20 protein-coding genes are annotated in these 25,541 nt (G+C 65.4%); 15 read left to right on the top strand and 5 right to left on the bottom strand.

Annotated elements, in window-relative coordinates; translation table 11 throughout:
* Positions 1 to 915: a helix-turn-helix transcriptional regulator gene (locus tag AZKH_RS22395; protein ID WP_015438090.1), complete on the bottom strand. Its 915-nt coding sequence runs from the start codon at positions 913 to 915 to the stop codon at positions 1 to 3.
* A gap of 325 nt (positions 916 to 1,240) precedes the next feature.
* Between AZKH_RS22395 and AZKH_RS22390 the strand changes: the two genes are divergently transcribed.
* From AZKH_RS22390 to paaH, 13 genes are all read left to right on the top strand, one after another.
* On the top strand, positions 1,241 to 2,818 hold the full coding sequence (locus AZKH_RS22390) for a 3,4-dehydroadipyl-CoA semialdehyde dehydrogenase (protein WP_015438089.1): 1,578 nt from the start codon (positions 1,241 to 1,243) through the stop codon (positions 2,816 to 2,818).
* Positions 2,819 to 2,849: 31 nt separating this feature from the next.
* On the top strand, positions 2,850 to 3,317 hold the full coding sequence (locus tag AZKH_RS22385) for a DUF4863 family protein (RefSeq protein ID WP_015438088.1): 468 nt from the start codon (positions 2,850 to 2,852) through the stop codon (positions 3,315 to 3,317).
* Between the two features lie 239 nt (positions 3,318 to 3,556).
* Positions 3,557 to 5,146 carry a benzoate-CoA ligase family protein gene (locus AZKH_RS22380; protein WP_015438087.1) on the top strand — a complete coding sequence of 530 codons (1,590 nt, stop codon included), beginning with the start codon at positions 3,557 to 3,559 and terminating at the stop codon, positions 5,144 to 5,146.
* 90 nt (positions 5,147 to 5,236) lie between these two features.
* Positions 5,237 to 6,388 carry an ABC transporter substrate-binding protein gene (locus AZKH_RS22375; RefSeq protein WP_041657701.1) on the top strand — a complete coding sequence of 384 codons (1,152 nt, stop codon included), beginning with the start codon at positions 5,237 to 5,239 and terminating at the stop codon, positions 6,386 to 6,388.
* Between the two features lie 244 nt (positions 6,389 to 6,632).
* Positions 6,633 to 7,499: a branched-chain amino acid ABC transporter permease gene (locus tag AZKH_RS22370; protein WP_015438085.1), complete on the top strand. Its 867-nt coding sequence runs from the start codon at positions 6,633 to 6,635 to the stop codon at positions 7,497 to 7,499.
* A gap of 16 nt (positions 7,500 to 7,515) precedes the next feature.
* Positions 7,516 to 8,484 (top strand): branched-chain amino acid ABC transporter permease, encoded by a 969-nt coding sequence (locus AZKH_RS22365; RefSeq protein ID WP_015438084.1) that lies wholly within the window; start codon positions 7,516 to 7,518, stop codon positions 8,482 to 8,484.
* Positions 8,477 to 9,235 carry an ABC transporter ATP-binding protein gene (locus tag AZKH_RS22360; protein ID WP_015438083.1) on the top strand — a complete coding sequence of 253 codons (759 nt, stop codon included), beginning with the start codon at positions 8,477 to 8,479 and terminating at the stop codon, positions 9,233 to 9,235. Before AZKH_RS22365 ends, AZKH_RS22360 begins: the two co-directional genes overlap by 8 nt.
* Before the next feature lie 79 nt (positions 9,236 to 9,314).
* On the top strand, positions 9,315 to 10,019 hold the full coding sequence (locus AZKH_RS22355) for an ABC transporter ATP-binding protein (protein ID WP_041657700.1): 705 nt from the start codon (positions 9,315 to 9,317) through the stop codon (positions 10,017 to 10,019).
* Between the two features lies 1 nt (position 10,020).
* Positions 10,021 to 10,803, top strand: a complete 783-nt coding sequence (locus AZKH_RS22350) for an alpha/beta fold hydrolase (protein WP_015438081.1) — start codon at positions 10,021 to 10,023, stop codon at positions 10,801 to 10,803.
* A 9-nt stretch (positions 10,804 to 10,812) separates the two neighbouring features.
* Positions 10,813 to 11,235 carry a thioesterase family protein gene (locus AZKH_RS22345; RefSeq protein ID WP_015438080.1) on the top strand — a complete coding sequence of 141 codons (423 nt, stop codon included), beginning with the start codon at positions 10,813 to 10,815 and terminating at the stop codon, positions 11,233 to 11,235.
* Between the two features lie 16 nt (positions 11,236 to 11,251).
* Positions 11,252 to 12,055 (top strand): enoyl-CoA hydratase/isomerase family protein, encoded by an 804-nt coding sequence (locus AZKH_RS22340; protein ID WP_015438079.1) that lies wholly within the window; start codon positions 11,252 to 11,254, stop codon positions 12,053 to 12,055.
* A 113-nt stretch (positions 12,056 to 12,168) separates the two neighbouring features.
* Positions 12,169 to 12,342 (top strand): rubredoxin, encoded by a 174-nt coding sequence (locus AZKH_RS22335; protein WP_015438078.1) that lies wholly within the window; start codon positions 12,169 to 12,171, stop codon positions 12,340 to 12,342.
* Positions 12,343 to 12,354: 12 nt separating this feature from the next.
* Positions 12,355 to 13,899 carry a 3-hydroxyacyl-CoA dehydrogenase PaaH gene (gene paaH / locus AZKH_RS22330; RefSeq protein WP_015438077.1) on the top strand — a complete coding sequence of 515 codons (1,545 nt, stop codon included), beginning with the start codon at positions 12,355 to 12,357 and terminating at the stop codon, positions 13,897 to 13,899.
* A 159-nt stretch (positions 13,900 to 14,058) separates the two neighbouring features.
* On the opposite strand, the gene AZKH_RS22325 is transcribed toward paaH, so the two are convergent.
* From AZKH_RS22325 to AZKH_RS22310, 4 genes are all read right to left on the bottom strand, one after another.
* Complete coding sequence (locus AZKH_RS22325; protein WP_015438076.1) at positions 14,059 to 14,784, bottom strand: hypothetical protein; 726 nt, start codon at positions 14,782 to 14,784, stop codon at positions 14,059 to 14,061.
* A gap of 172 nt (positions 14,785 to 14,956) precedes the next feature.
* Positions 14,957 to 15,604 (bottom strand): hypothetical protein, encoded by a 648-nt coding sequence (locus AZKH_RS22320; protein ID WP_015438075.1) that lies wholly within the window; start codon positions 15,602 to 15,604, stop codon positions 14,957 to 14,959.
* Complete coding sequence (locus AZKH_RS26450) at positions 15,601 to 17,550, bottom strand: hypothetical protein (RefSeq protein WP_015438074.1); 1,950 nt, start codon at positions 17,548 to 17,550, stop codon at positions 15,601 to 15,603. The genes AZKH_RS22320 and AZKH_RS26450 overlap by 4 nt, the downstream gene beginning before the upstream one ends.
* A 26-nt stretch (positions 17,551 to 17,576) precedes the next feature.
* Positions 17,577 to 20,549: a type VI secretion system Vgr family protein gene (locus AZKH_RS22310; protein WP_015438073.1), complete on the bottom strand. Its 2,973-nt coding sequence runs from the start codon at positions 20,547 to 20,549 to the stop codon at positions 17,577 to 17,579.
* A gap of 280 nt (positions 20,550 to 20,829) precedes the next feature.
* Between AZKH_RS22310 and AZKH_RS22305 the strand changes: the two genes are divergently transcribed.
* Positions 20,830 to 22,629: an NADH-ubiquinone oxidoreductase-F iron-sulfur binding region domain-containing protein gene (locus tag AZKH_RS22305; protein WP_015438072.1), complete on the top strand. Its 1,800-nt coding sequence runs from the start codon at positions 20,830 to 20,832 to the stop codon at positions 22,627 to 22,629.
* Entirely contained in the window at positions 22,626 to 25,493 is a 2,868-nt protein-coding gene (fdhF, locus tag AZKH_RS22300) for a formate dehydrogenase subunit alpha (RefSeq protein WP_015438071.1), read from the top strand. The genes AZKH_RS22305 and fdhF overlap by 4 nt, the downstream gene beginning before the upstream one ends.
* The last annotated feature ends 48 nt before the right edge of the window (positions 25,494 to 25,541 follow it).

Below are 25,541 nucleotides of genomic sequence, written 5' to 3'. Positions count from 1 at the left end.
TCAGCCCAATACGAGCTGGCGCAACTTGGTGAAACTCTGTTCGACCGTCTCGCCCGAGGTGTCGAGCACGGTGTCGGCCTTGGCGTAGAGGGGCAGGCGCGCTTCGAGGATGCGCGTGAGGTCCTCCATCGCCTCGTCGTTGCCCGCCATCGGCCGCAGGTCGCCCTGCGACATCACGCGGGCCATGTGTTCTTCCGGCTGGGCCTTCACCCACACGGTCATGCACTGCGCGAGCAGCATCTCGAAGCTTTCCGGCTGCGACACGACGCCACCGCCGACCGAGATCACGGCGCGCGGGTGTTCGCGCAGGACACGCTCGAGGGTGCGCTTCTCGATGCGGCGGTAGCCGGACTGCCCGTACAGCGAAAAGATCTCGCGGCCCGGAATGCCGGTTTCCTTCTCGATCTCGCGGTCGAGCTCGATGAAGGGCATCGCTTCTTCCTGCGCGAGGCGCTTGCCGAGCGTCGACTTGCCAGCACCGCGCAGTCCGATCAGCGCGATGCGCTTACGGCGCACCGCTTCGTCCTGGCCGAAGTCGCGCATCAGGCGGAACACGACTTCTTCCAGGCGGTGCTGGGGCAGGCGTTCGAGGAAGCGGCGGATCAGGCGCTTCTCGACCGTGTCCTCCGCTTCCGGCGCGAGCAGTTCGACGAGCGACACGTTGAGCGCGCGGGCGATGCTGTGCAGCAGCACGATCGACACGTTCCCGTCGCCCCCTTCGAGGTGGGCGAGGTGACGTTCCGACACGCCGGCTTCGCGGGCGACGAGTTTTCTCGTCATGCCACGGCGGTCGCGGATCTCGCGCACCCGCTTGCCGAGTGCAGGAAGGATATTGCCGCTTTCCGCCGACGCAGCGCTGTCCGCAGCCGTTTCGGCGAGGTCTTGCGGGGTGTCGATGTCGGACTTGAGGCTCATCTTGGTTCCTTTTACGCAGCGAACTGCATCGGTTGAGTTGAACAATAGTGCAGTGATTGAGATTCGTCAACAACTAAAGTGCAGTTTATCGAGGGTGGAGCCTGCGGGATGATGCAGTAAATAGCTACTTACATCCGGCCGTACTATCAGATATGTGCCGCAAACTGCAGTTTTAGCCGGCGTCGCTGAAATGTAATGCAGTAAAATGCTTGACGAAGCATTTTGCGCGTGTATTCTATGTCTACAAGGACGCGCAGCAGACGTCCCAACCGAACCCCCCGACCCGGCGCAGACCGGGCATCCCGAGCAACGGAGAGGAGACAAAGTGAAGTTGGCTAATTACGTATACGGGCAGTGGGTCGAAGGCGCCGGCGAAGGCATTGCGCTGACCGATCCCGTCACCGGCGAAGCCCTGGTGAAGGTCTCATCCGACGGCATCGACATCGCCCGCGCACTGGACTTCGCGCGCCGAGAAGGCGGAGCAGCGCTGCGGGCGCAGACCTACGAAGCGCGTGCCGCGATGCTCGGCGCGATCGCCGAGGCGCTCGCGGCCAAGCGCGCCGACTATTTCGACCTGTCGCTGCGCAACTCCGGCGCGACCGAAGGCGACGCCGCCTTCGACGTCGATGGCGCGATCTTCACGCTGAAAAGCTATGCGCGCGCAGGCAAGACGCTCGGCGCCGCGCGCCACCTGAAGGAAGGGGCGCGCGTGCCGCTCGCGAAGACCGAGGTCTTCCAGGGCCAGCACTTCCTGATGCCGCTCACCGGCGTCGCGGTCTTCATCAACGCGTTCAACTTCCCGGCCTGGGGCCTGTGGGAGAAGGCTGCCCCGGCACTGCTCGCGGGCGTGCCGGTGTTCGTGAAGCCCGCGACGCCGACCGCGTGGGTCGCGCAGCGCATGGTCGAGGACGTCGTCGCGGCCGGCATCCTGCCGCCGGGCGCGATCTCGATCGTCTGCGGCTCGGCGCGCGACCTGCTCGACCACGTCACCGAGTGCGACGTCGTATCCTTCACCGGCTCGGCCGACACCGCGGCGCGCATGAAAACGCACCCGAACGTCGTCGCGCGCTCGGTGCGCCTCAACGTCGAGGCCGATAGCGTGAACTCCGCGATCCTCGGCCCGGACGCCGCGCCCGGCAGCGCCGAGTTCGAGCTCGCGGTGAAGGAGATCGTCCGCGAGATGACGATCAAGACCGGCCAGAAATGCACCGCGATCCGCCGCGTCCTCGCGCCGGCACCGGTCGCGCGGGCGCTGGCTGACGCCGTCGGCGGCAAGCTCGCCGGCTTCAAGGTCGGCAACCCGCGCAGCGAAGGCGTGCGCGTCGGCCCGCTCGTGAGCCGCGCCCAACAGGCCGCCGCCTTCGAGGGCCTCGCGAAGCTGCGCGAGGAATGCGAAGTCGTCTCCGGCGGCGATGCGAATTTCGCGCCGGTCGATGCCGATCCCGCGGTCTCCGCCTTCGTCCAGCCGACGCTGCTCTTCTGCGATAAGGGCCTTGCCGCGCGCCACGTGCACGACACCGAAGTCTTCGGACCGGTCGCGACGGTCATCCCTTACACGGACACCACGAATGCGATTGCCATCGCCCGGCGTGGCCAGGGCTCGCTGGTCGCGTCGGTGTATTCGGGCGATGCCGCCTTCCTCGCCGAACTCGTGCCGGCGATCGCCGACCTGCATGGCCGCGTGATGGTCGTCGATGGCGCGGTCGGCGCGAACCACACCGGCCACGGCAACGTGATGCCGACCTGTCTGCACGGCGGACCGGGGCGCGCCGGTGGCGGTGAGGAACTGGGCGGGCTGCGCGCGCTCGCGATGTACCACCGCCGCTGCGTCGTGCAGGGCGGCCCGGCATTGCTCGATGCGCTGTCGCGCGACGCGGCCGATGCGGCGCTGCTTGGCGCGTGAACGACGAACGGATTCTCACGGAGATAAAGGCATGACCCTCGAGAAATTTCAGGCCCTGATCGCGAACGTCACCAAAGAAATCGCCGGCCGGCCGCTCGACGCCCGCCTCGCGGACTTCCTCAACGAACGCTTCCCGGCCGCCGGCCCCGAATTCCGGGAGATCGCGAACGCCTGTCGCGACGCGGTCGCCGCCGGCTGGATGTGCGACCGCGAGCACGGCGGCATCAAGTTCGGCCGCGTGATCGCCCCCTGCGACGCGATCGACGACTTCAGCGTCGACGTCGTCGAGATGCAGGACGTCGTCGGCCCGCACCACAGCCATCCCAATGGCGAGATCGACATGATCATGCCGCTCGAAGGCGACGCGAAGTTCGACGGGCACGGGGCAGGCTGGTTCGTCTATGAACCGGGCAGCGCGCATCGGCCGACGGTGACCGACGGTCGCGCCTACGTCCTCTACCTGCTGCCCAAAGGCGCGATCTATTTCACCCGCCAATAAAAGAAAGAAAAAGCATGCGATGCCCGCAGCAGCACGCCCCACGAAATCCCGCACGGCGCAGCCCCCGGCGGGAGGTATTTCGTGCCGAGGCGTCCGCTTGCGCCAACGAGGCGCGGAATGCCTCCCGCCGGGGGCGGGTTTGAAGCACCAGCAGCACCAGGAATAAGCGAACAGCGCCGGCACAAGACCGGCAACGGAGACCCCCCGGCCCTCGCGCCGGAAGAACGGAGGAGCACTAAATGACCACCCTGAGCGCAGCGGACCATAGCACCAGTCCGCCGACCATCACCCTACCGCGCATCTACAACGCGGCGGACGACCTCATCGGCCGCAACCTCGACGCCGGCCGCGGCGGCAAGACCGCCTACATCGACGACAAAGGCCGCTACACCTACGATGAACTTGCCGCGCGCGCAAATCGCTTTGCGAATGCCCTCGGCAAGCTCGGCATCGTCCGCGAACAACGCGTCCTGATGTGCGTGCACGACTGCATCGACTTCCCGACCGTCTTCCTCGGCGCCATCAAGGCCGGCGTCGTCCCGATCGCGGTCAACACCCTGCTGACCCAGTCCGACTACGAATACATGCTCACCGACAGCCGCGCACGCGTCGCGGTCGTGTCGGCGCCGCTGTACGACACCTTCGCCCCGTTCCTCGGCAAGATCGAAACTCTCGAACGCATCATCGTCGCCGGCGGCGAAGGTGCCGACTCGCTCGCCGGCCTGATGGACAAGGCTTCCGACAAATTCGACGCCGTCGCCACCACCTGCGACGACCCCTGCTTCTGGCTCTACTCCTCCGGATCCACCGGCGCACCGAAAGGCACCGTGCATCTGCAGGGCAGCCTGATCCACACCGCCGAACTGTACGCCAAGCCCATTCTCGGCATCCGCGAGGACGACATCGTCTTCTCGGCGGCGAAACTCTTCTTCGCCTACGGCCTCGGCAACGGCCTGACCTTCCCGCTCGCGGTCGGCGCGACCGCCGTCCTGATGGCCGAGCGCCCGACACCGGCCGCCGCCTTCAAGCGCCTGCGCGAACATCAACCGACGATCTTCTACGGCGTGCCGACGCTCTATGCCTCGATGCTCGCCGACCCGGACTGTCCCAAGCGCGAAGAACTCGCGATCCGTATGTGCACCTCGGCCGGCGAAGCGCTCCCCGAAGAGATCGGCCGGCGCTGGACCGAGCGCTTCGGCGTCGAGATCCTCGACGGCATCGGCTCGACCGAGATGCTGCACATCTTCCTGTCGAACCGCCCCGGCGACGTGCACTACGGCACCACGGGCAAACCCGTGCCGGGCTACCAGGTGCGGCTGATCGACGACGAAGGCCACGTCGTCGAAGGCGCGGACGAACCGGGCGAACTGCAGATCTCGGGCCCTTCGAGTGCGGCGCTGTACTGGAACAACCGCGAAAAGACGCGCGCGACCTTCCAGGGCCCCTGGACCCGCAGCGGCGACAAGTACTCGCGCAACGCCGACGGCTACTACGTCTATGCGGGCCGCAACGACGACATGCTCAAGGTCAGCGGCATTTACGTGTCCCCGATCGAAGTCGAAGGCTGCCTGATCCAGCACCCGGCGATTCTGGAAGCGGCCGTCGTCGGCCACGAGGACGAGGAGCGGCTGATCAAGCCCAAGGCCTTCATCGTGCTCAAGCCCGGCGTGCGCCCGTCCGAACAGCTTGCGGCCGAGATCAAGGCGCACGTGAAAGCGCATCTCGCGCCCTACAAGTACCCGCGCTGGATGGAGTTCGTCGAGGAGCTGCCGAAGACCGCGACTGGCAAGATCCAGAGATTCAAGCTAAGGGCACTGGCAGGAAAGTAGGGCGGAAATACCGAATACAAGGGGCCAAACCCCACCCATCCCCCGGAGGAGACAACCATGAAAGTAGCCCAACAGATGCGCCGCACGATGATGCAACTGACGCTCGGCGCGATCACCGCCACGCTGGTGCCGCTCGGCGCCGCGCAGGCCGCCGAGAAGATCAAGGTCGGCCTGATGCTGCCCTACACCGGCACCTACGCCGCGCTCGGCACCGCGATCACTAACGGCTTCAAGCAGTACGTGACCGAGCAGGGCGGCAAGCTCGGCGGCTACGAGGTCGAGTACTTCGTCGTCGATGACGAATCCGATCCCTCCAAGGCGACCGAGAACGCCAGCAAACTCGTCAAGCGCGACAGCGTCGACGTGCTGGTCGGCACCGTGCATTCGGGCGTGGCACTCGCCATGGCGAAGGTCGCGCGCGACACCAAGACGCTGCTGATCATCCCTAACGCCGGCGCCGACGAACTGACCGGCCCGCTCTGTGCGCCGAACGTGTTCCGCAGCTCCTTCTCGGCCTGGCAGCCGGCCTACGCGATGGGCAAGATCGTCGCCGAACGTGGCCACAAGAACGTCGTGACGGTGTCGTGGAAGTACTCCTTCGGCGAGCAGTCCGTCGCGGGTTTCAAGGAGGCCTTCGAGAAGGCCGGCGGCAAGGTCGCGAAGGAACTCTATCTCCCCTTCCCGAACGTCGAGTTCCAGCCCTTCCTGACCGAGATCGCGAGCCTCAAGCCCGATGCGGTGTTCGTGTTCTTCGCGGGCGGCGGCGCGGTCAAGTTCGTCAAGGACTACGACGCGGCGGGCCTGAAAAAGTCGATCCCGCTCTACGGCTCGGGCTTCCTCACCGACGGCACCGTCGACGCGATGGGCGGCTCCGGCGAAGGCCTGCTGACGACGCTGCACTACGCCGACAACCTGACGAACCCGAAGGACCAGTCCTTCCGCAAGGCCTACGCGCTCAGCTACAAGATGCAGCCCGATGTGTACGCGGTGCAGGGCTACGACGCGGCTCAGATGCTGAAGAGCGGTCTCGACGGCCTGAAGGGTGGCAAGTTCGACAAGGACGCGGTCGCCAAGGCGATGGAGCCGGCGAAGATCGACAGCCCGCGCGGCGCCTTCACGCTGTCGAAAGCGCACAACCCGGTGCAGGACATCTACCTGCGCAAGGTCGAAGGCCGCGACAACAAGCTCGTCAGCGTCGCCGAGAAGGGACTCGCCGATCCGGCGAGAGGGTGTCGGATGTAAGCGTCGAGGACCCGGCGATCGGTTCGGACAAGGTCCCTTCCCCTTCAAGGGGAAGGACAGGATGGGGATGGGTTTCTTTCAGGCGCTTCGGAGTCCACCCATTCCCACCCCAACCCTCCCCTTGAAGGGGAGGGAGTGAACGTGCCGCATCGAACCATATCGACGGGTCGATAGTTCGCAAGTCCTTCCGCTTCACTCCACACATATCCGGGCGCTCTGACATGGCGCCCGGAGGGGAAGACTCATGGATTTCGTTTCCTTCCTGATCCAGGTGCTGAACTCGCTGCAGTACGGCTTGCTGCTGTTCCTGGTGGCCAGCGGCCTGACGCTGGTGTTCGGCATCATGGGCATCATCAACCTCGCGCACGGCAGCTTCTACATGATCGGCGCCTACCTCGCGTTCGCGCTGACGAGCATGACGGGCAACTTGATGCTGTCGATCGCGCTGGGAATTCCGCTCGCGTTCGCCTTCGGCGCGCTGCTCGAATGGGCGCTGTTCTCGCATCTGTACAAGCGCGACCACCTCGAACAGGTGCTGCTGACCTATGGGCTGATCCTGATCTTCGAGGAACTGCGTAGCCTCGCGGTCGGCGACGAGGTGCATGGCGTGTCGATCCCGGCGCTGTTCTCGGCCTCGATCCCGCTCTCGGACAATCTCAGCTATCCGGTCTATCGTATCGTGATCTCGGTCGTCTGCCTCGCACTCGCCGGTGGGCTGTACTTCCTGATCCAGCGGACGCGCCTGGGGATGATGATCCGCGCCGGCAGCCACGACCGCGACATGGTCAAGGCGCTCGGCATCGACATCAACCTGCTGTACCGCACCGTGTTCGCGCTCGGCGTCGCGCTCGCCGCGCTCGCCGGCATGCTCGCGGCGCCGATCTCGTCGGTGTATCCGGGCATGGGGTCCTCCGTGCTGATCATCTCCTTCGTGATCGTCGTGATCGGCGGCGTCGGTTCGGTATGGGGCGCGCTCGTCGCGGCGCTCGTGATCGGCTTCGCGGACACCTTCGGCAAGGTGCTGCTGCCCGATCTCGCGGGCCTGATGGTCTATCTCGTGATGGCCCTGGTGCTCTTGTGGCGCCCGGAAGGCATCTTCAGGAAGGCTTGAGAGGAAGGATGAGGCAATGAATTCCCGTACAACCACGTTCTTCAAACTGGCGGTGATGGCCGGCGTGCTGGCCTTCCCGGCCTTCGGCTCGGCCTTCTATGCGGAGCTGATCGCCAAGGTAATGATCCTCGCGATCTTCGCGATGAGCCTCGACCTGCTGGTCGGCTTCACCGGCCTCGTGAGCTTCGGCCACGCGGCGTACTTCGGCATCGCGGCCTATGCGGTCGCACTGCTGACGCCGAAGTACGACCCGGCGAACCTGTGGCTGGCGCTGCCCGCCTCGGTGCTCGCCGCGGCCGCCGCGGCCTTCGTGATCGGGCTCTTCGTGCTCAGGACGAAGGGCATCTACTTCATCATGGTGACGCTCGCGTTCGCGCAGATGGCCTACTACGTGTTCCACGATACGCCCCTGGGCGGCGGCTCGGACGGCATCTACCTCAACTTCAAGCCCGATGCCGCGATCGCCGGCTGGGCGCCGTTCGACCTCAACGAGCCGCGGCATCTGTACTACTTCGTCGTCGCGGCGATGCTCTTCGTGTATGGCCTGCTGAAGCTCGTGCTGCGCTCGCCTTTCGGCCGCGTGCTGGTCGGCATCCGCAGCAACGAGCACCGCATGCTCTCGCTCGGCTACGCGACCTTCCGCTACAAGCTCGCCGCCTTCACGCTGGCGGGGGGGCTCGCGGGGCTCGCGGGCTTCCTGTACGCGGTGCTCTTCGGCTTCGTCACGCCCGAATACCTGTCGTGGCACAAGTCCGGCGACGTGCTGCTGATGGTGATCCTGGGCGGCATGGGCAACCTCGCCGGCGCGATCGCCGGGGCGGTGGCACTCGTGGGGCTGCAGGAGATCTTCACCGGCGTCACGAAGCACTGGCAGCTCTTGATGGGCCTCACGATCGTCGCCGCGGTGCTCTTCATGCCGGGCGGCATGACCGCGACGCCAGCCCGCATCCTGGCACGCCTCAACGGGGGAAAGAGCAATGTCTGAAATCCTGCTGGCCGCCGAGGGCATGACGCGCCGTTTCGGCGGCCTGACGGCGAACCAGAACGTCAATCTGAGCCTCGAACGCGGCGTGCTGCACGCGCTGCTGGGGCCCAACGGCGCGGGCAAGTCGACCTGCATCAACATGCTGTCGGGAGACCTGCCGCCGTCCGAAGGCACGATCCGCTACAAGGGCGAGGACATCACCGGCATGATGTCCTACCAGCGCTCGAGGATCGGCATCGGCCGCAGCTACCAGCGCACCAACATCTTCCCGAAGTTCACGGTGCTGGAGAACTGCCGGCTCGCCGCGCAGTCGCGCCGGCCGCGGCCGTGGAGCCTCTTGACCGATGCACTGCGCATGCCAGATGCGGTCGAACGTGCACGCGCGGCGATCCACGAGGCAGGTCTGTCGGGGCGCGAGGACCGCGTCGCCGGCACGATGTCGCACGGCGAGCAGCGGCAGTTGGAGATCGCGATGGTGCTCGCGACCGACGCCGAGGTGCTGCTCCTCGACGAGCCGCTCGCCGGCATGGGCTCGGAGGAGTCGGCGCAGATGGTGACGCTCTTGAACCGCCTGAAGGCGACGCGCGCGATCCTGCTCGTCGAGCACGACATGGACGCGGTGTTCGCGGTCGCCGACCGCATCACCGTGATGGTCAACGGCCAGGTGCTCGAATCGGGTTCGCCGGAGCAGATCCGCAGCAGCCCCGACGTGCAGCAGGCCTACCTGGGACACGAGGCGGAGCATGAATGACATGACGATGCCAGCATTGAATGATGACGTGCTCGCTGCCGCGACGCCCGTCCCGACTGCGGCGCCCGACGAGCGCGAAATGCTGCTGGAAGCGATCGGCCTGCACACCTACTACGGCTCCAGCCACATCCTGCACGGCGTGAACTTCCACATCCGCAAGGGCGAGGCGCTCGGGCTGATGGGCCGCAACGGCATGGGCAAGACCACGCTGATCCGCACGATGATGGGCTTCCTGACGCCCAAGGCGGGCGGCGTGCTGGTGCGCGGCCAGCGCATGACGGGCGGGCCGACGCACAAGATCGCGCGTCTCGGCATCGCCTACGTGCCCGAAGGCCGCGGCATCTTCCCCAACCTCACGGTGAAGGAAAACCTGCTGATGGCCGCACGTGCCGGTGTCGAAGGGCTGCGCGACTGGACTTTCGACCGCGTGATGGCGACCTTCCCGCGCCTCGCGGAGCGGCTCACCAACGGCGGCGGGCAGCTCTCGGGCGGCGAGCAGCAGATGCTGACGATCGGCCGCGCGCTGATGACGAACCCGGACCTGCTGATCCTCGACGAGGCGACCGAGGGCCTGGCACCGCTGATCGTGCGCGAGATCTGGCGCGTGGTCCGCGAGATCCGGGACAGCGGCATCGCGACCGTGATCGTCGACAAGAACCACAAGGCGGTGACCGCGCTCACCGACCGCTCGATGATCCTCGTGAAGGGCCAGGTCGTGTTCGACGGCCCGAGCGAGGACGTGCGCAATAATCCCGAGCTCATCCAGAAACACTTGGGGGTTTGACGTGAAGCAGGTATTGGTCGGTACTAAGTCTGGTCCGAAGCATCTCGAATATGTCCGCCTCCCCTCCGCGCATCCGCGCGAGGGCGCGCCCGCGATCGTGTTCCTGCACGAAGGGCTGGGGTCGGTGTCGATGTGGCGCGACTTCCCGCAGAAGGTCGCCGACGCGACGGGCTGCGAGGCGATCGTCTATTCGCGCGCGGGTTACGGGCGTTCCGACCCGGCCGGATTGCCGCGCACGACGCGCTACATGCACGACGAAGGCCTGACGGTGTTGCCGGCGTTCCTGGATGTGCTGCAGCTCGACCGCCCGATCCTCTTCGGCCACTCCGACGGCGCATCGATTGCGCTGATCTGCGCCGGCGGCACCGCGACGCCGCTCTCCGGCGTGATCGCGATGGCGCCGCACGTGCTGGTCGAGGACATCTCGGTGACGAGCATCGCGCAGGCCAAGGTCGCGTGGCAGACGACGGACCTGCCGGCGCGCCTCGGCAAGTATCACCAGGACGTCGACGCCGCCTTCTGGGGCTGGAACGACATCTGGCTGCACCCGGATTTCCGCGCATGGAACATCGAGGAATACCTGTCGGGCATCGCCTGCCCGGTGCTCGCGATTCAGGGCGAGGATGACGAATATGGCACCATGGACCAGATCGACCGCATCGCCGCGCAGGCGCGCGACGTGGAACTGGTCAAGCTCGCCGACTGCCGTCACTCGCCACACAAGGACCAACCTGGGGCGGTGATCGACGCGGTCGGCGAATTCGTCACCCGCATCCTCGACTAGGACCCCAACATGCTCTTCGAACGCAAAAAACTCATCCGCTTCCACCACTGCGATCCGGCCGGCATTGTCTTCTATCCGCAGTACCTCGTGCTGTGCAACGAGCTCGTCGAGGACTGGTTCGACGAAGGTCTCGGCGTCAATTTCTTCAAGCTGCACTCGGAGATGCACCACGGCGTGCCGATGCGCCACCTCGAAGCCGATTTCCTCGCACCGAGCGTGCATGGCGATGAGCTCACCTTCACGCTCGGCGTCGACCGTCTCGGCGGCAGCTCGATGCGGCTCGCGATCTCCGCCGAGAAGGACGGCAAGGTGCGCTTCAAGGCGCTGCAGACCGTCGTGTGGGCGGATCTCGAAGGCACGCCGCGAGCCGTGCAGATCGATGACGAATGGCGCGAGCGCTTCAGCCGCTACTTGATCGCGCAGAAGGATTGACCCCCAAGGACAGACGATGGATTACAACCGCTACACCGGCCTGAAGGTCGAACTCCACGAGCACGGCATCGCCGAGGTGATCCTCGGCGAACCGGGCAAGCTCCCGGCCGCGGACGCCGTCGGCCACGGCGAACTCGCCGACATCTGGCGCGACCTCGACCGCGACCCACAGGTCTCGGTGATCGTCGTGCGTGGCCAGGACAAAGGCTTCTCGGCCGGCGGCACGCTGGATCTCGTCGCCGCGATGGTCGACGACTTCGAGCACCGCGCCCGCGTGTGGAAGGAAGCGCGCGACATCGTCTACAACATGATCAACTGCTCGAAGGTGATCGTCTCCGCGATCAACGGCCCGGCGGTGGGCGGCGGCCTCGCGGTCGCCTTGCTGGCGGACATCTCGATCGCCGCGAAGAACGCGCGCCTGATCGATGGCCATACGCGCCTGGGCGTCGCCGCTGGCGACCACGCCGCGATCATCTGGCCGCTCCTGTGCGGCATGGCGAAGGCGAAGCTGCATCTGCTGCTGTCGAATGAGGTGAGCGGCGAGGAAGCCGAGCGCATCGGCCTCGTGTCGATGGCGGTCGAAGCCGAGGCCTTGCGCGACACCGCCTTCGACGTCGCGAAGAAACTCGCCGCCGGCCCGCAGACGGCGCTGCGCTGGACCAAGCATAGCCTCAACAACTGGCTGCGCCAGGCCGGCCCGATCTTCGACAACTCCGTCGCGCTGGAGATGCTCGGCTTCTCCGGCCCCGAAGTGCGCGAAGGCCTCGCGGCCGTGCGCGAGCGGCGGACGCCGAATTTCCCGGCAGGCTCGCCGATATGACGAACCCCACGTAGGGCGGGAAAGCGCAGCGCATCCCGCCCTACGAAAACTCCCAACAAGCGCCGCAGAGCGCCTTCAACCAACCCCTACGACAGAGAGAGAGAACGGCCATCATGACCACCTATCAGTGCAGCGCCTGCTACTTCCCCTACAACGAGGCCGAAGGCCTGCCCGACGAAGGCATCGCGCCCGGCACCAAATGGGAAGACGTCCCCGCGGACTGGGTCTGCCCCGAATGCGGCAACGGCAAGGCGCACTTCAACCCGGCGCCCGATTCCGCGGACTGAGGCGCGACGACAATGGCACTGACCACCGATGTGAAGGTGCTCGTGATCGGCGCCGGCGCCATGGGTAGCGGCATCGCCCATGTCGCGGCGGCGGCCGGCCACTGCGTCTATCTGTACGACACCCGCGCCGAGGCGGTCGAGAAGGGCCGCGACGGCATCGCCCGCGACCTGCGCTTCCTCATGACGAAGGGCAAGCTTAGCGAGGCCGATGCCAATGCGACGCTCGCGCGCGTGATCCCGACGATCGAACTTGCCGCCGCGCGCGACGCCGGGCTCGCGATCGAAGCCATCGTCGAAAACCTCGACATCAAGCAGAAGCTCTTCAAGGAGTTCGAAGACCTGCTCGGCCCCGACGCGATCCTCGCGACCAACACCTCCTCGCTGTCGATCACGCAGATCGGCGCCGCGCTCGCACGACCCGAGCGCCTCGCGGGCCTCCACTTCTTCAACCCCGCGCCGCGCATGAAGCTCGTCGAGATCGTCTCGGGACTGGCGACGACCCGCGCCATCGCCGACGCGCTCTACGAAACCGCGAAAGCCTGGGGCAAGGTGCCGGTGCACGCGACCTCGACCCCCGGCTTCATCGTCAACCGCGTCGCCCGCCCATACTACGCCGAGGCGCTGCGCGTGCTTGCCGAACGTGCCGCCGATCCGGCGACGCTGGACGCCGCCTTGCGCGACGGCTGCGGCTTCCCGATGGGCCCCTTCGAGCTGATGGACCTCATCGGCCACGACGTCAATTTCGCCGTCACGAAGTCGGTGTTCGACGCCTACTTCGGCGACAAGCGCTTCACGCCCAGCCTGATCCAGCAGGAACTCGTCGCCGCCGGCCGCCTGGGTCGCAAGAGCGGGCGCGGCTTCTACGACTACGCGGAAGGCGCGACCCCGCCCGCACCGCAATCCGAGCCGCCGCAGCCGGGCGAAACATCGGTCACGGTCGTCGGCGACCTCGGCACTGCGAACGCGCTCGTCGCCCGCCTCGAAACCGCCGGCGTCACCATGCGCCGCCTGTCGGGCGAAGGCGAGGGCGCGGGCTCTGCCCGCGGCTGGATCGAAATCGGCGCCGCGCGCCTCGCGTTGTCCGATGGCCGCACCGCATCACGCCGCGCGATCGAGGAGGGCATCGCGAACCTCGTCCTGATCGACCTCGCGCTCGATTACGCAACCGCCCCGAGCCTCACGCTCGCCCGCGCCGATTCCTGCGACGAGAACGCGTGGAACGCCGTCGTCGGCACGCTTCAGCGCACCGGCGCCGCCATCGCCCGCATCGACGACATCGCCGGCCTCATCGGCCTGCGCACGATCGCGATGCTCGCGAATGAGGCTGCCGACGGCGTGCTCCAAGGCATCGGCACCGCTGCCGACATTGACACGGCGATGCGCTATGGTACGAACTATCCGAAGGGCCCGCTCGCGTGGGCGGACGAACTCGGCGTCGCCTTCGTTACGCGTGTGCTGGAGAACTTGCGCCAGCACTACGGCGAGGAGCGCTACCGGCTGTCGCCGCTGCTGCTGCGGATTGCGCTGCGGGCGGAGGGGGCGTTCCACGCTGGGTGATGTAGAGGAAGGCAGGTCCAGCCGCAACGCGGAGAATGACGCTTCGGCGAAGCCAAGACTGCCGTGCCTTCCGCCCGTTGCCTCTTATGGTCCACCCGCCTGCGCAGACGCATTGGCATACGTGGCGCTCTGGAATCTGCGGTATGAAAGCCAGCCGGGTTAACGGTTCCCCGATTCTTTCGAACCGGTAATTCCCGCTTCGCACTCGCGGAGCCGCTTACGAGCCGCAGCGATAGTCTGGTAGCCGTTCGGGTTGCCCAAACAATCGTCCCGTTGTTCGACGCGCAGCACGCCGGGCGTCGGATCGAAGTGCAAGGCGACGGTGGTGATGAACTCGGGCGGGTCGTAACGGGCCTCGGCGGGTTCGGCGCTGTCGGAATATCCGAGGGTGATTAGCAGGCTGTCGCGCGCAGCACCCGCGACAGCCATCGCTTTAACGCTACTGCACCGTGTCTTGCCTCTTAAGAGGCTGCGGTCGTGCACGATGTTGAGCGGGGTGACACTGGCCAGACTCAAGGTATCTGCCCCGAATAGAAAAAGGTGGCAGACCAGATGGCTATTCACAATCCAATCACAATTGGTGTCGCAATCGGACAGCGGCGCAATATCCGGTGTGTACCGACCTATCGCGCTTAGGTATCTCTTCCCGGAAATTCTCCACGCAAAGATCGAATTATCTTCATCTTCCTTGCCGTCGAATATTCCGATATTATCGCTAAACATACCCTTCGCGCGCGGTGCAGCGTAATTCTTGATCGAGTTTTCGATGAGTGGGATGGCTGATGTGTCATTGAAGGCCTTATCTAGGGCGATCTCGGCGTTGGACCGAGAGATACATAGGCACATCAATACAACTAGAAGAGCTAAAGAGCATTGCGACCGCATAGGCGATTCCTCCTATTAAGCAAAGGCAGAGCAAGCCAGCTTGACATAACCGCGCCGCAGCAGAACTGGATCGTGCTGACGCTCTTTCAACAGGTCGCGCTATCGCAACTCGGACTGGCCCAGCCTCGCCTGATCGTCTTGCTTTCTAGTCAACAGGCATTTATCGGCGCTGTTATTGACGACAATGTTTGGGTATCTCCTTTTCCTCATCAGGAGAGGGTTCTCGCGCAAAATTGAAATAGCAATTATTCAGCTTGTCGTCCAAATCCGGCCATCGGGTGTGAACCATGAAGTTCCTGATGCGCCACCCCTGATCACCTTTCGTCAGGAAATACAGACTGCGGCCGACCGAAAACGTCTTTCCGTCGCCGGTGAGCACTGCTACCTTGGCGTCTCTTCCGCTGACAATTGGAGACCCGATCCTAGGCTTCGGAATATCTCTGAATCGCGTTGCTGAAGAATGGTCTTCGTCGCCGAGAGTTGGGAAGCGGACGTATCCCATGACGCCTACGTTGCACTCAATTCTCCCTTGAGAGATAGGCTTTTTCTTAATGATCGTTTCCTCAAAGAAGTCTCGCAATAGCTTACAGTGCCTTTCCGGGCTATATTTTCCTCCGTGTGACGGCACACGCTCGATCAAGAATGGCTGAAGCTTTGAATCAAACTCACCGTATTCAAAGCTGTCCGGATCATAGGAATACAGCGTCTGAATGAGATCTTTGACTTCGGTTTGATCGGCTGACGTGGACTGTGCTTGCGCGAATTGGAACTGCCCTACGCATGCGAATACTGCAATTGAATGGAAAACTTTTCTGATCATGCCTTTCTCTTTTCTTCTTCTACATAAAAATTGAATAGATCCATTAGATAGGCTAAGTCCATTGGCTTTCCATTCTGAGTTCGACGAACAGCATTCTCTGTCCCCCCGGGAAGGCTCGTCCATTCGCTAGGCAAACTGAGTTTGTCGCGTGGTGTCTTCACCTCGAGAGCTTCACGGATCTTTCCCGCTCGAATCAAGTGGAGTACATGGCGATCCTCCAGTTTCATGACTGCAATTCGATCCTGAACCTCCGGAGTAAAACTTTCCGATTCAATCAATTTATTGTCAACGATTTCCCTCCACGTGGAATGCAGAATCTGATATGCGCCCGCCGCTGTGGATTTGGGGTGCATGTTGTTCGGAACGGTAGCCCAAGGATGCCTTGCGTAGCCCGAAAACATTCTTCTTCCTGAGTGTGGAAGAGGGTAGGCCGTCATCAAATATCGCTTTTCGTCGTTATGCTCCTCTTGGCATTCAAACTCCCTCAAGCACCGCAGAAACGCCCTGATTCGTTGTGTCGGTAGGGGGTCGAAGACTTTGCGGTAAATCCGGATATTCTGGTAATCGCTCCATCTTGGATGAAACATGGGTGGCATGTGATCGCTGATGTACGTTTCGTAGTGCCGGATGTCGATATGGCCGAAGTTGGGTAAATTGGGCTGATTCTTTTTCTTCTTTCTCTGTTCCCACGCTGAATCGGTCCACTCATATATGATAACGTCCCCTGCTGCCGCCCAACGAGGATCTGGGACTTCAATAGTTACATCCGAAAACCCTTTCGCAATGAGAGCAGGTCCGGCTCTGCGTGCCGACTCCTGCATGTCGAGAAAGTCAGCATCGCTTTGAGTAGGTATCAGTTTCTTCCCCGCCAGAATTCCGTCCGTCACCTTGCATCGGCTTAGTGCGACCTTCACATATTTATAACAAAGCCCCAGCGGTATTGAGCTTTTCTTTTCATCTGTGGTATGGGTGAATTTTCCGGCAGACATTAATGCGAGCAGTGCCGCGCTGCTCTCGTTTGTCTTGTACTTAAAGGAGCTCTGCATCTCCGCAAAGTCCAGCAAGGCTTTGACCTTCGCGGTCATTTCGGAATCAACGACGACGGGCGTTGAGGGTTGCGTACCTCCGTGCGTACTGGCGTTTGAACCGCCCCAGAGGTTAAGGCTCGGCAGTCTCCAACTATTCCACCAGTCAATTGCTTTTTGCGTAACGATAGCGAGGGGATTGCCGTTTTCGTCCCGGCCTTCGCTGAGTTCTTGTTTCGCCGCAGCCTTGCCCGAAATGTTTTGGGGTGGCTTTACGGTAACTTGTCTAGCCTGGGGTGATAGCGGCCTGATCTGGGCGATCTTTGTGCCAACCCATTCTTGGCCTTCCAATTCTTTTGGTGCCGAGCGCGGGAGTGGCGGCGGCGACGTGGGCGTACCTTGAACGTTCGGCTCCTGTTGTGAGACCGGAGCGGTGCCATCGACAGGCTGCAAGTCACCGTAGTCGGAACTTTGGCCCGTTGGGACTCTGCTCTTCGCGTCGCCCGGCTTTCCATCGTGTTTTTCAGCACGGCTATCAAAGACCATATTCGGACTACACGCTGTCAGCACGCCATCCGACGCTGGCATCAGGCATTTGCCGATTTCCTTGTACGAACGGTTGAATCGCTCGACGGAAATCGTCAGCTCGGCGCCGACGGGCGCCTGGACCGGCGGGAGACAGCCGTTGGCGTCGGTCCTGCAGAGCATTTCGCCGCCGGGCCAGCCGATGTGGACGCCGAGCTTCGGGATGCTGTTTCCATCGAAGGCCATGAAGCCGATGTGGAGCTGTGGGGCTTCGTCCGAGGCGGCTATATCATCCTGAGCCGCCGAGTCTGCCGATGCGGGCATATCCCCCTGAGGGAGGAGGGGCTCCGTCGGCCGTACATCATTCGGAACTGTAATGTTTTCGACTTCATTCATCGTGCTGGCTCTCAATGTGCCGGCGTTCAGCCATGCTTTACGTCATGGAAGAACATCCAGTCGCCGCTGGTGACGACGATCTTCAGTTTTTCGGGAGTCCGGGTGAATACTCTGGCGGTGTTTCCCTGGTCGTCGAGCGTGCCGACAGCGATGCGTTTGCCCGATTCGTTGAAGACCTCGTAGGGCAGATTGGCATACATGGCGTTGGTCTCCGGGTCCATGCCGATTGCGCCTGCGACATTGACACGTTGGCTATAGGACGTTTCTTCAGTCGCCGGCAGCTCGCTCGCGGGGAAGCTCGGCAGCACGACGGCGGCACTCGCCGGCCCCGTCAGATTCTTCATACTCGCCTTGAGCTCCACCTTCCCGGGGGCGTGCAGTTCAATATCGCCGCCCGCGATCCTCAGGTACGCTCCTTGGGCCGTGGCGAGGATGTGCTGTTTGGCGCTGGCCGTCACCGACGCCGTGGTGCTCGCGAGCGTCACCGTCTTGTCGGCGGCGGCAATGGTCTTGCCGCTCTGGCTCTGGACGCTGACTTTGCCGCTCGCGGCATGGAGGTGGATGCCGGTCTCGGTGTTGGGTTTGGGGCCCTTGCCGGCCTTGCCGACGGTGAAGAAGGCGAGGCCGTCCTTGACGGCAAGGCTGTGACGGCCCTGTGCGACGAGCTGGATGTCCTGCCCGGCCGCGGCGATGAGGTTGCCGCCGGCGGTGAGGATCTGGTTCTGCGGGGTGAGCTGGGCGATGCCGGCGGGGGCGCTGAACTGGATTCTCGGCTCGGACCAGGCGGCGACGGTGCCACTACCGCCGCCGGAGGCGGTGAAGCCGCCCGGATCCGTCGCCGGGGCATCAGAGGATGTGCGGCAGGTGGCCGAGAGGACTTTGCGGGCATGGCCCAGGGCGATGCTGGTCGGTAGTCGGTCTGTGCAGGGTTCGTTCTTGAGGCCGGCTCTCTGCTTTTGAGCGACGTCGGCGAGGCTCAGGACGAGGCTTTGGGCATCTTCCGTCTGCGTGATGGGTTCGCGGCTGTCGAGGTGATGCCCCCCGGCGCCGGGCCTCGCGTCGGCGCTGATGAGGAGGCCACTGCCGGCGCGCAGGGCGGCGGCGGCCTCGGTGGCAAGTTCGGCGCCATGGCCGCGGTTGGCCAAGCGGGCGTTGTCGCGTTGTTGTTTGAGGTGCCCGAGTTGCAGCCGGCTCGCGTATTCGGTGGTCGAGAGTTCGATGCGGGCCTGGCCGGGGGTGTCGTCGAAGACGAGCTGGTTGTAGCCGCCCTGTCCCCTGCGGCTGGCCGACAGCTGCTGGGTCTTGATGCCCGAGAGGCTCGCGCCATGCGCGTGGGCGGGATCGGTTTCGCCGGCGAACCAGGCCGGGGCATTGGCGGTGGCAGCTTGCGTGGCGCCGCCGATACGGTTGCCGGCAGCGTCGGTGTGGCCTTGTCCGTTGTAGAGACCGCCGATGACGACGGGACGGTCGATGTTGCCGTTCTGGAAGGCGACGAGCACTTCCTGTCCGGGCCGCGGTGTGAAGTGACCGCCCCAGTTGGCGCCGGCCATCGGTGTGAGCACGCGTAGCCATACGCCGAGGCCGGCGTTGGCCGGAGCGTTGTCGGAACCGCTCGGGTGCGCGTGGCGGCTCGCTGAGCGGCTACCGCGCTGCCAGGGAAACTGGACGCGGATGCGCAGATCGCGGTCCGTGTGCGTCGAGGCCGGTTCGCGGTCGTCGGAGCCTTCTGCGACGACGATCGCGGTCAGGGTGCCGGAGACCGTGGGGCGGGGATGGATGCGGCGGCCATGGCCGTCGGCCAGCAGCGGACGCCAGGGCACCGCGGCGCGAACGGCGCGGATTTCATTGCGGTAGAGGTCGACTACCGTCTCCTCCGGGCGAGGCTGCACGGGTAGTGTCGCCAGGTTGTTGCGGGCCTGGTGGGTCACGGCAGTGATCAGGAACCGGCTCTGTTCGATCGGGTCGCGCTCATGCTCGAGGTGGTCGGCGAGCGTGAACGTCGTGCCGGGAGCGGCGCTCCGGACGGTGCCTGCGCCGACGAACTGCTTCATCCGGGCGTCGATGGCCTCCCGCTGGCGGCGGATCATCCGCTCCCCGTGCGCGGCGGTCGGCCAGGCGTAGGAGCCGGGATCGTCGCAGCTGACGGTCGGGACATGGACGCCGCTGTCGATTGCGCTCGTGGCGGCTTGCGGGCGCGTCGCGAGACTGCGGTAGTCCCAGCTCATCGCCTGCGTGTCGGTGCTGTCGAGTTGGCGGATGCCGTACCAGCGGTCGATGCTGTCTTCGGCGAGCGTCGCACCCGATTGCGTATAGCGCACACGCGCTTGCGGGTTGTCGCTGAAGGCGGCGTTGTGGTCGGCGATGACCAGCGTGTGTGCGCCCAACGTGTCGCCGGCCTCGGCCCGGTGCTCGAACCAGCAGAACAGGCCTTCTTCGGCCAGCAGCCGCTTGAAGAACGCGAGGTCGCTTTCGCGGTATTGGCAGGTCATGCCCCGCTTGGGGTAGACGTCGGGATCCGCGAGCTCCCAGCGCCAGGCGGGTACAAGTTTGCCCTTGCCGTTCCAGTCGCCGAGCAGTTCGTCGATGATTTCGACGATGGTCTTGTCTTGGAAGAGATAGCTGTCCTGGTTATGGCCGAGGAAGCTCAGCCAGGACTCGATCGTGAGCCGATAGCGCGCGAAGCCGCCGTCGGCCCCGAGGCGTGACGCGCGGGTGATGTGACCGTGAAAGGGACGCAACTCCGTGCGCGAGGCGCTGGTCTGAAGATCGAGCCGTGCCGGTTGGCCCAGCAGGGTGGTCAGCGCCAATCCGGCGTCGGCGCTGAGTACGGTGAGTTCGATGCGGAAACCGGCGTGCTCCGGAACCGGACCGAGTGCTTCGTCGATGGTGGCCGTTTCGGCGAGCAGGACATCGGGGCCGAGCGGCGTGGTCAGGGTCAGCAGGCGGTCGGTCTGGCGCCAACCGGCGCCGCCTGAAATCAGGTCGAGAAGGCTGTTCATGATGCCGCTTCCGGTCGGAGGCAATCCGCATGAATTCAAATTGAGTAATCGTGCATCATACACCAGGCTGCGTTTCGCCGATTGCGCCCTGCGCGACCCGCTTGCGGCACCACGCATGCCTGCCGGGGCGTTCGGGAAAAGCGAACAGGCATTCGGCAGATCCCGCTTCCCTTGTCGGTCAAGGGGCACTATGGTTCCGTCGACCCGGGGGAAGGACCACCATAGTGCGGGCATCCATTCCGCGCGGTGACGCGGCGCAACGGCAAATACGGCGAACAGCATGACGAATATCGTGGATCACGAAGGCAGGGCCAGCGGACAGGCAGGGCAGGGCGGCCGCGCCGATGCCTCGCGCGAGGGTTTAGGAGGAGGTCGTGGTGGAAAAGTCGGAAAGGGTGGCGGGGAGCGCGGCCGCAAGCGCGAACCGTTGCCCGAATCCGCTCTGGCTGCGGCTGCCGCGGCGCTCGCGCCGGACCTCGATGCCGGCATTTCGCCGCGCGCGGACCGCCTGATCGAATACCTGCACCGCCTGCAGGACGCCCATGGCGCGCTCTTTTCCGACCACCTCGCGGCGCTCGCCGAGGCACTCAAGCTCGCGCGCGCCGAGGTGTTCGAGGTCGCGACCTTCTACCATCACTTCGATTTCGTCCCGGCCGGCGGGGAAGCGCCGCCGAGCCTGACGGTGCGTGTCTGCGATTCGCTCGGCTGTGCGATGGCGGGCGGGGCGGAATTGGCCGCATCGCTCGCATCCCGCCTCGGCGCGGACGTGCGTGTGCAGCGCGTGCCCTGTGTCGGCCGCTGCGACAGCGCGCCGGTTGCGGTCGTGGGGCAGAGTCCCGTCTTGAATGCGGATGCCGACAAGGTCGCCGCGGTCGTTGCCAGCGGCGAGCGCGAGGAGGCGCAGCCGGACGCGATCCGCTTTGACGCCTACCGCGTGGCGGGCGGCTACCGGCTGTGGGAGGCGATCCGTAGTGGCGGACGCGCTCCCGAATCGATCATTGAGGCGCTCGACGGCGCCGGCCTGCGCGGCCTCGGCGGAGCGGGTTTTCCGGCCTCCCGCAAGTGGCGCACCGTCGCTGCCCAGCCCGCGCCGCGTAACATGGCGGTGAACATCGACGAGGGCGAGCCCGGCACTTTCAAGGACCGCCACTACCTCGCGGCCGACCCGCACCGCTTCATCGAAGGCATGCTGATTGCCGCGCGCGTCGTCGGCATCGCGGGCATCTGGATCTACATCCGCGACGAATACCCCGCGTTGCGGCGGATGCTCGCGGAAGAACTCGATCGCGTTCGCGCCGAGTGGCCGGACCTGCCGCCGATCGAGCTGCGCCGCGGCGCCGGCGCCTACGTCTGCGGCGAAGAGTCGGCGATGATCGAGTCGATCGAAGGCAAGCGCGGCATGCCGCGGCTGCGCCCGCCCTACGTCGCCGAAGTCGGCCTCTTCGGCCGCCCGACGCTCGAGCACAACCTCGAAACGCTGTGGTGGGTCAGGGACATCGTCGAACGCGGCGGCGACTGGTTCGCGAGCCACGGCCGCAACGGCCGCAAGGGCCTCAGGAGTTTCTCGGTCAGCGGCCGCGTCGCGAAGCCCGGTGTCGTCGTGACCGACGCCGGCATCACGCTGCGCGAACTGATCGACGAGCACTGCGGCGGTATGCTCCCCGGGCACGAGCTCTACGGCTATTTCCCCGGCGGCGCCTCGGGCGGCATCCTGCCGGCGCGCCTGGCCGACGTGCCGCTCGACTTCGACACGCTGGCGCCCTACGGCTGCTTCATCGGCTCGGCCGCGATCGTCGTGTTCTCGCAGCACGACAAGGCGCGCCTGCTGGCCGAGAACGCGATGGAATTCTTCGCGCACGAATCCTGCGGCCAATGCACGCCCTGTCGTGTCGGCACCGCGAAGGCGGCCGAGCTAATGAAGGTCCCCGAATGGGATGCCGGGCTGCTGACCGAACTCGGAAAGACGATGATGGACGCCTCGATCTGCGGCCTCGGCCAGGCCGCGCCGAACCCGATGCAATCGGTGCTGCGTTTCTTCCCGCACGAGGTCGGCGCTGCAAAAGAGGAGGGCGCAGCATGAACGCCGCCGACATGATCCGCTTCGAACTCGACGGCCGCGAAATCGACGCCGCCCCCGGCGAATCGATCCTGCAGGCCGCGCGCCGCGCCGGCACCGACATCCCGCATCTCTGCTACACGGACGGCCTGCGCGCCGACGGTAACTGTCGCGCCTGCGTCGTCGAGATCGACGGCGAGCGCGTGCTCGCGCCGTCGTGCTGCCGCGCGCCCAAGCCCGGCATGAAGGTGAAGGCCGAAAGCGAACGCGCCCGCGCCTCACAGCGTATGGTGCTGGAGCTGCTGCGTGCCGACGTGCCGGCTGAGGCCGAGAAGCCCGACTCCGAACTCGCGCACTGGTGCGAGGAGCTCGGCGTGAAGGACAGCCGCTTCGCGCCGCGTGCGCAACCGGTTCCCGACCGCAGCCACCCTGGCATCGCCGTGAACCTCGCCGCCTGCATCCAGTGCACGCGCTGCCTGCGCGCCTGCCGCGAGGAGCAGGTCAATGATGTGATCGGCCTCGCGCGCCGCGGTGCCGACACCGCGATCGTGTTCGACTTCGGCGACCCGATGGGCACCTCCTCCTGTGTCGGCTGCGGCGAATGTGTGCAGGCCTGCCCGACCGGGGCGCTGCTGCCTGCGGCGCTCGCCGACATGCTGGGCAAGACCATCGCCGGCCCCGAACTGCTTTCCGCCCGCGGTGCCTTCGCCGAGAAGCCAGTTGCAGTGTCGGCTCCGCCTGCGGCTCCCGTCGTCGCGGCGCCGGCGGCCGCCCCGATTTCTGAAACCCGCGCGATCGATTCCCTCTGCCCCTACTGCGGCGTCGGCTGCCAGACGACCTACCACGTTGCCGGCGAGGGCCCGGACGCGAAGATCATCCACGTCGTCGGCCGCGACGGCCCGGCGAACGCCGGCCGCCTGTGCGTGAAAGGCCGCTACGGCTTCGGCTACCCGCGCCATGCGCACCGCCTGGCCACCCCGCTGATCCGCAAGCCCGGCATCCCGAAATCCGTCGACCTCGACCCCGCCAACCCGCTTGCCGCCTTCCGCGAAGCGAGCTGGGAGGAGGCGCTCGACGCCGCCGCCGCGGGCCTCGCCCGCATCAAGGCCGCCCATGGGCCGCACGCGCTCGCGGGCTTCGGCTCCGCGAAAGGCAGCAACGAGGAGGCCTACCTCTTCCAGAAGCTCGTCCGCACCGGCTTCGGCACCCACAACGTCGATCACTGCACGCGGCTGTGCCACGCGTCGTCCGTCGCGGCGCTGCTCGAAGGCATCGGCTCGGGCGCCGTGTCCAACCCCGTGCGCGACGTCGAATTCGCCGACGTGATGATCGTCATCGGCGCGAATCCGGCCGCGAACCACCCGGTCGCCGCGTCCTTCATGAAGAATGCCGCCGAACGCGGCGCGAAGCTGATCCTGATGGACCCGCGCGAAACCCCGCTCGCGCGCCACGCCTACCGCTTCCTGCAGTTCCGCCCCGACGCCGACGTCACGCTCTTGCTGTCGCTCGCCTGCGTGATCATCGAGGAAGGGCTCACCGACGAGGTCTTCATCGCCGCGCGCACCGAAGGCTTCGACGCTTTCCGCGCCGCCGCGCTCGCATTCCCGCCCGAACGCGTCGAGGCGATCACCGGCATCCCCGCCGAGACCGCGCGCGAAGTCGCCCGTCTCTACGCGAAAGGCCCCAACAGCATCATCTTCTGGGGCATGGGCATCTCGCAGCACATCCATGGCACCGACAACTCGCGCTGCCTGATCGCGCTCGCGCTGATGACCGGCCAGATCGGCCGCCGCGGTACCGGGCTGCACCCGCTGCGGGGGCAGAACAACGTGCAGGGCGCGTCCGACGCCGGCCTCATCCCGATGATGTTCCCGGACTACCAGCGCGTCGCCGATCCGGCCATCCGCGCGAAATTCGAGGCGCTGTGGGACACGCCGCTCTCCGACAAACCCGGCCTCACGGTCGTCGAGATCATGGACGCCGCGCTCGCCGGCGACATCCGCGGCATGTACATCGAAGGCGAGAACCCCGCGATGTCCGACCCCGATCTCGCGCACGCCCGCGCCGCGCTCGGCGGCCTCGAACACCTCGTCGTGCAGGACCTCTTCCTCACCGAGACGGCGATGCTCGCCGACGTGATCCTGCCCGCCTCCAGCCTGATGGAAAAGACCGGCAGCTTCACCAACACCGATCGCCTCGTGCAGCTCTCGCAACCGGTCCTGCCGCTGCCCGGCGACGCCCGCCCCGACTGGTGGATCATCCAGCAGATCGCCCAACGCCTCGGCCTCGCGTGGAATTACGCCGGCCCCGCCGAGATCTTCGACGAACTGCGCCACGCGATGCCCAGCTACGCCGGCATCACTTGGGCCCAGCTCGAAGCCGAAAGCGCAGTGATCGCCCCGAAATTCACCGAAGACGGCCCGTCTCATCCGGTGCTGTTCGAGACCGACTTCCCGACCGCCGACGGCCGCGCCCGCTTCGTCCCCGTCACGCCGCTCCCTGCCGCGGAACTCCCCGACGCCGACTACCCCATGGTGCTCACCACCGGCCGCGTGCTCGAACACTGGCACACCGGCTCGATGACGCGCCGCGCCAACGTCCTCGACGCGCTGGAGCCGCTGCCGTGGTGCTCCGTCCACCCCGACGACCTAGCCGGGCAGGGCATTGCTTCCGGCGCAAAGGTAAAACTCGAAACCCGTCGCGGCGCGATTACGCTCGAAGCCCGCGCCGACCGCGCGATGCAGAAGGGTTCGATCTTCATGCCCTTCTGCTACGTCGAAGCCGCCGCGAACCTCCTGACCCAGCCCGCCCTCGACCCCTTCGGCAAAATCCCCGAGTTCAAGTATTGCGCCGTCAAGCTCAGCCCGGAAAATTCCGTCCAGCCCTGACACCGCTCACCCGGCACGGCGGTGGTATCGAGCGCGCCGTCGAATTCG

This window comes from Azoarcus sp. KH32C (assembly GCF_000349945.1).
Taxonomy (GTDB): domain Bacteria; phylum Pseudomonadota; class Gammaproteobacteria; order Burkholderiales; family Rhodocyclaceae; genus Aromatoleum.
Note: the sequence above shows the minus strand (reverse complement) of the source record. Positions and strands in the feature narration are given on the sequence as shown.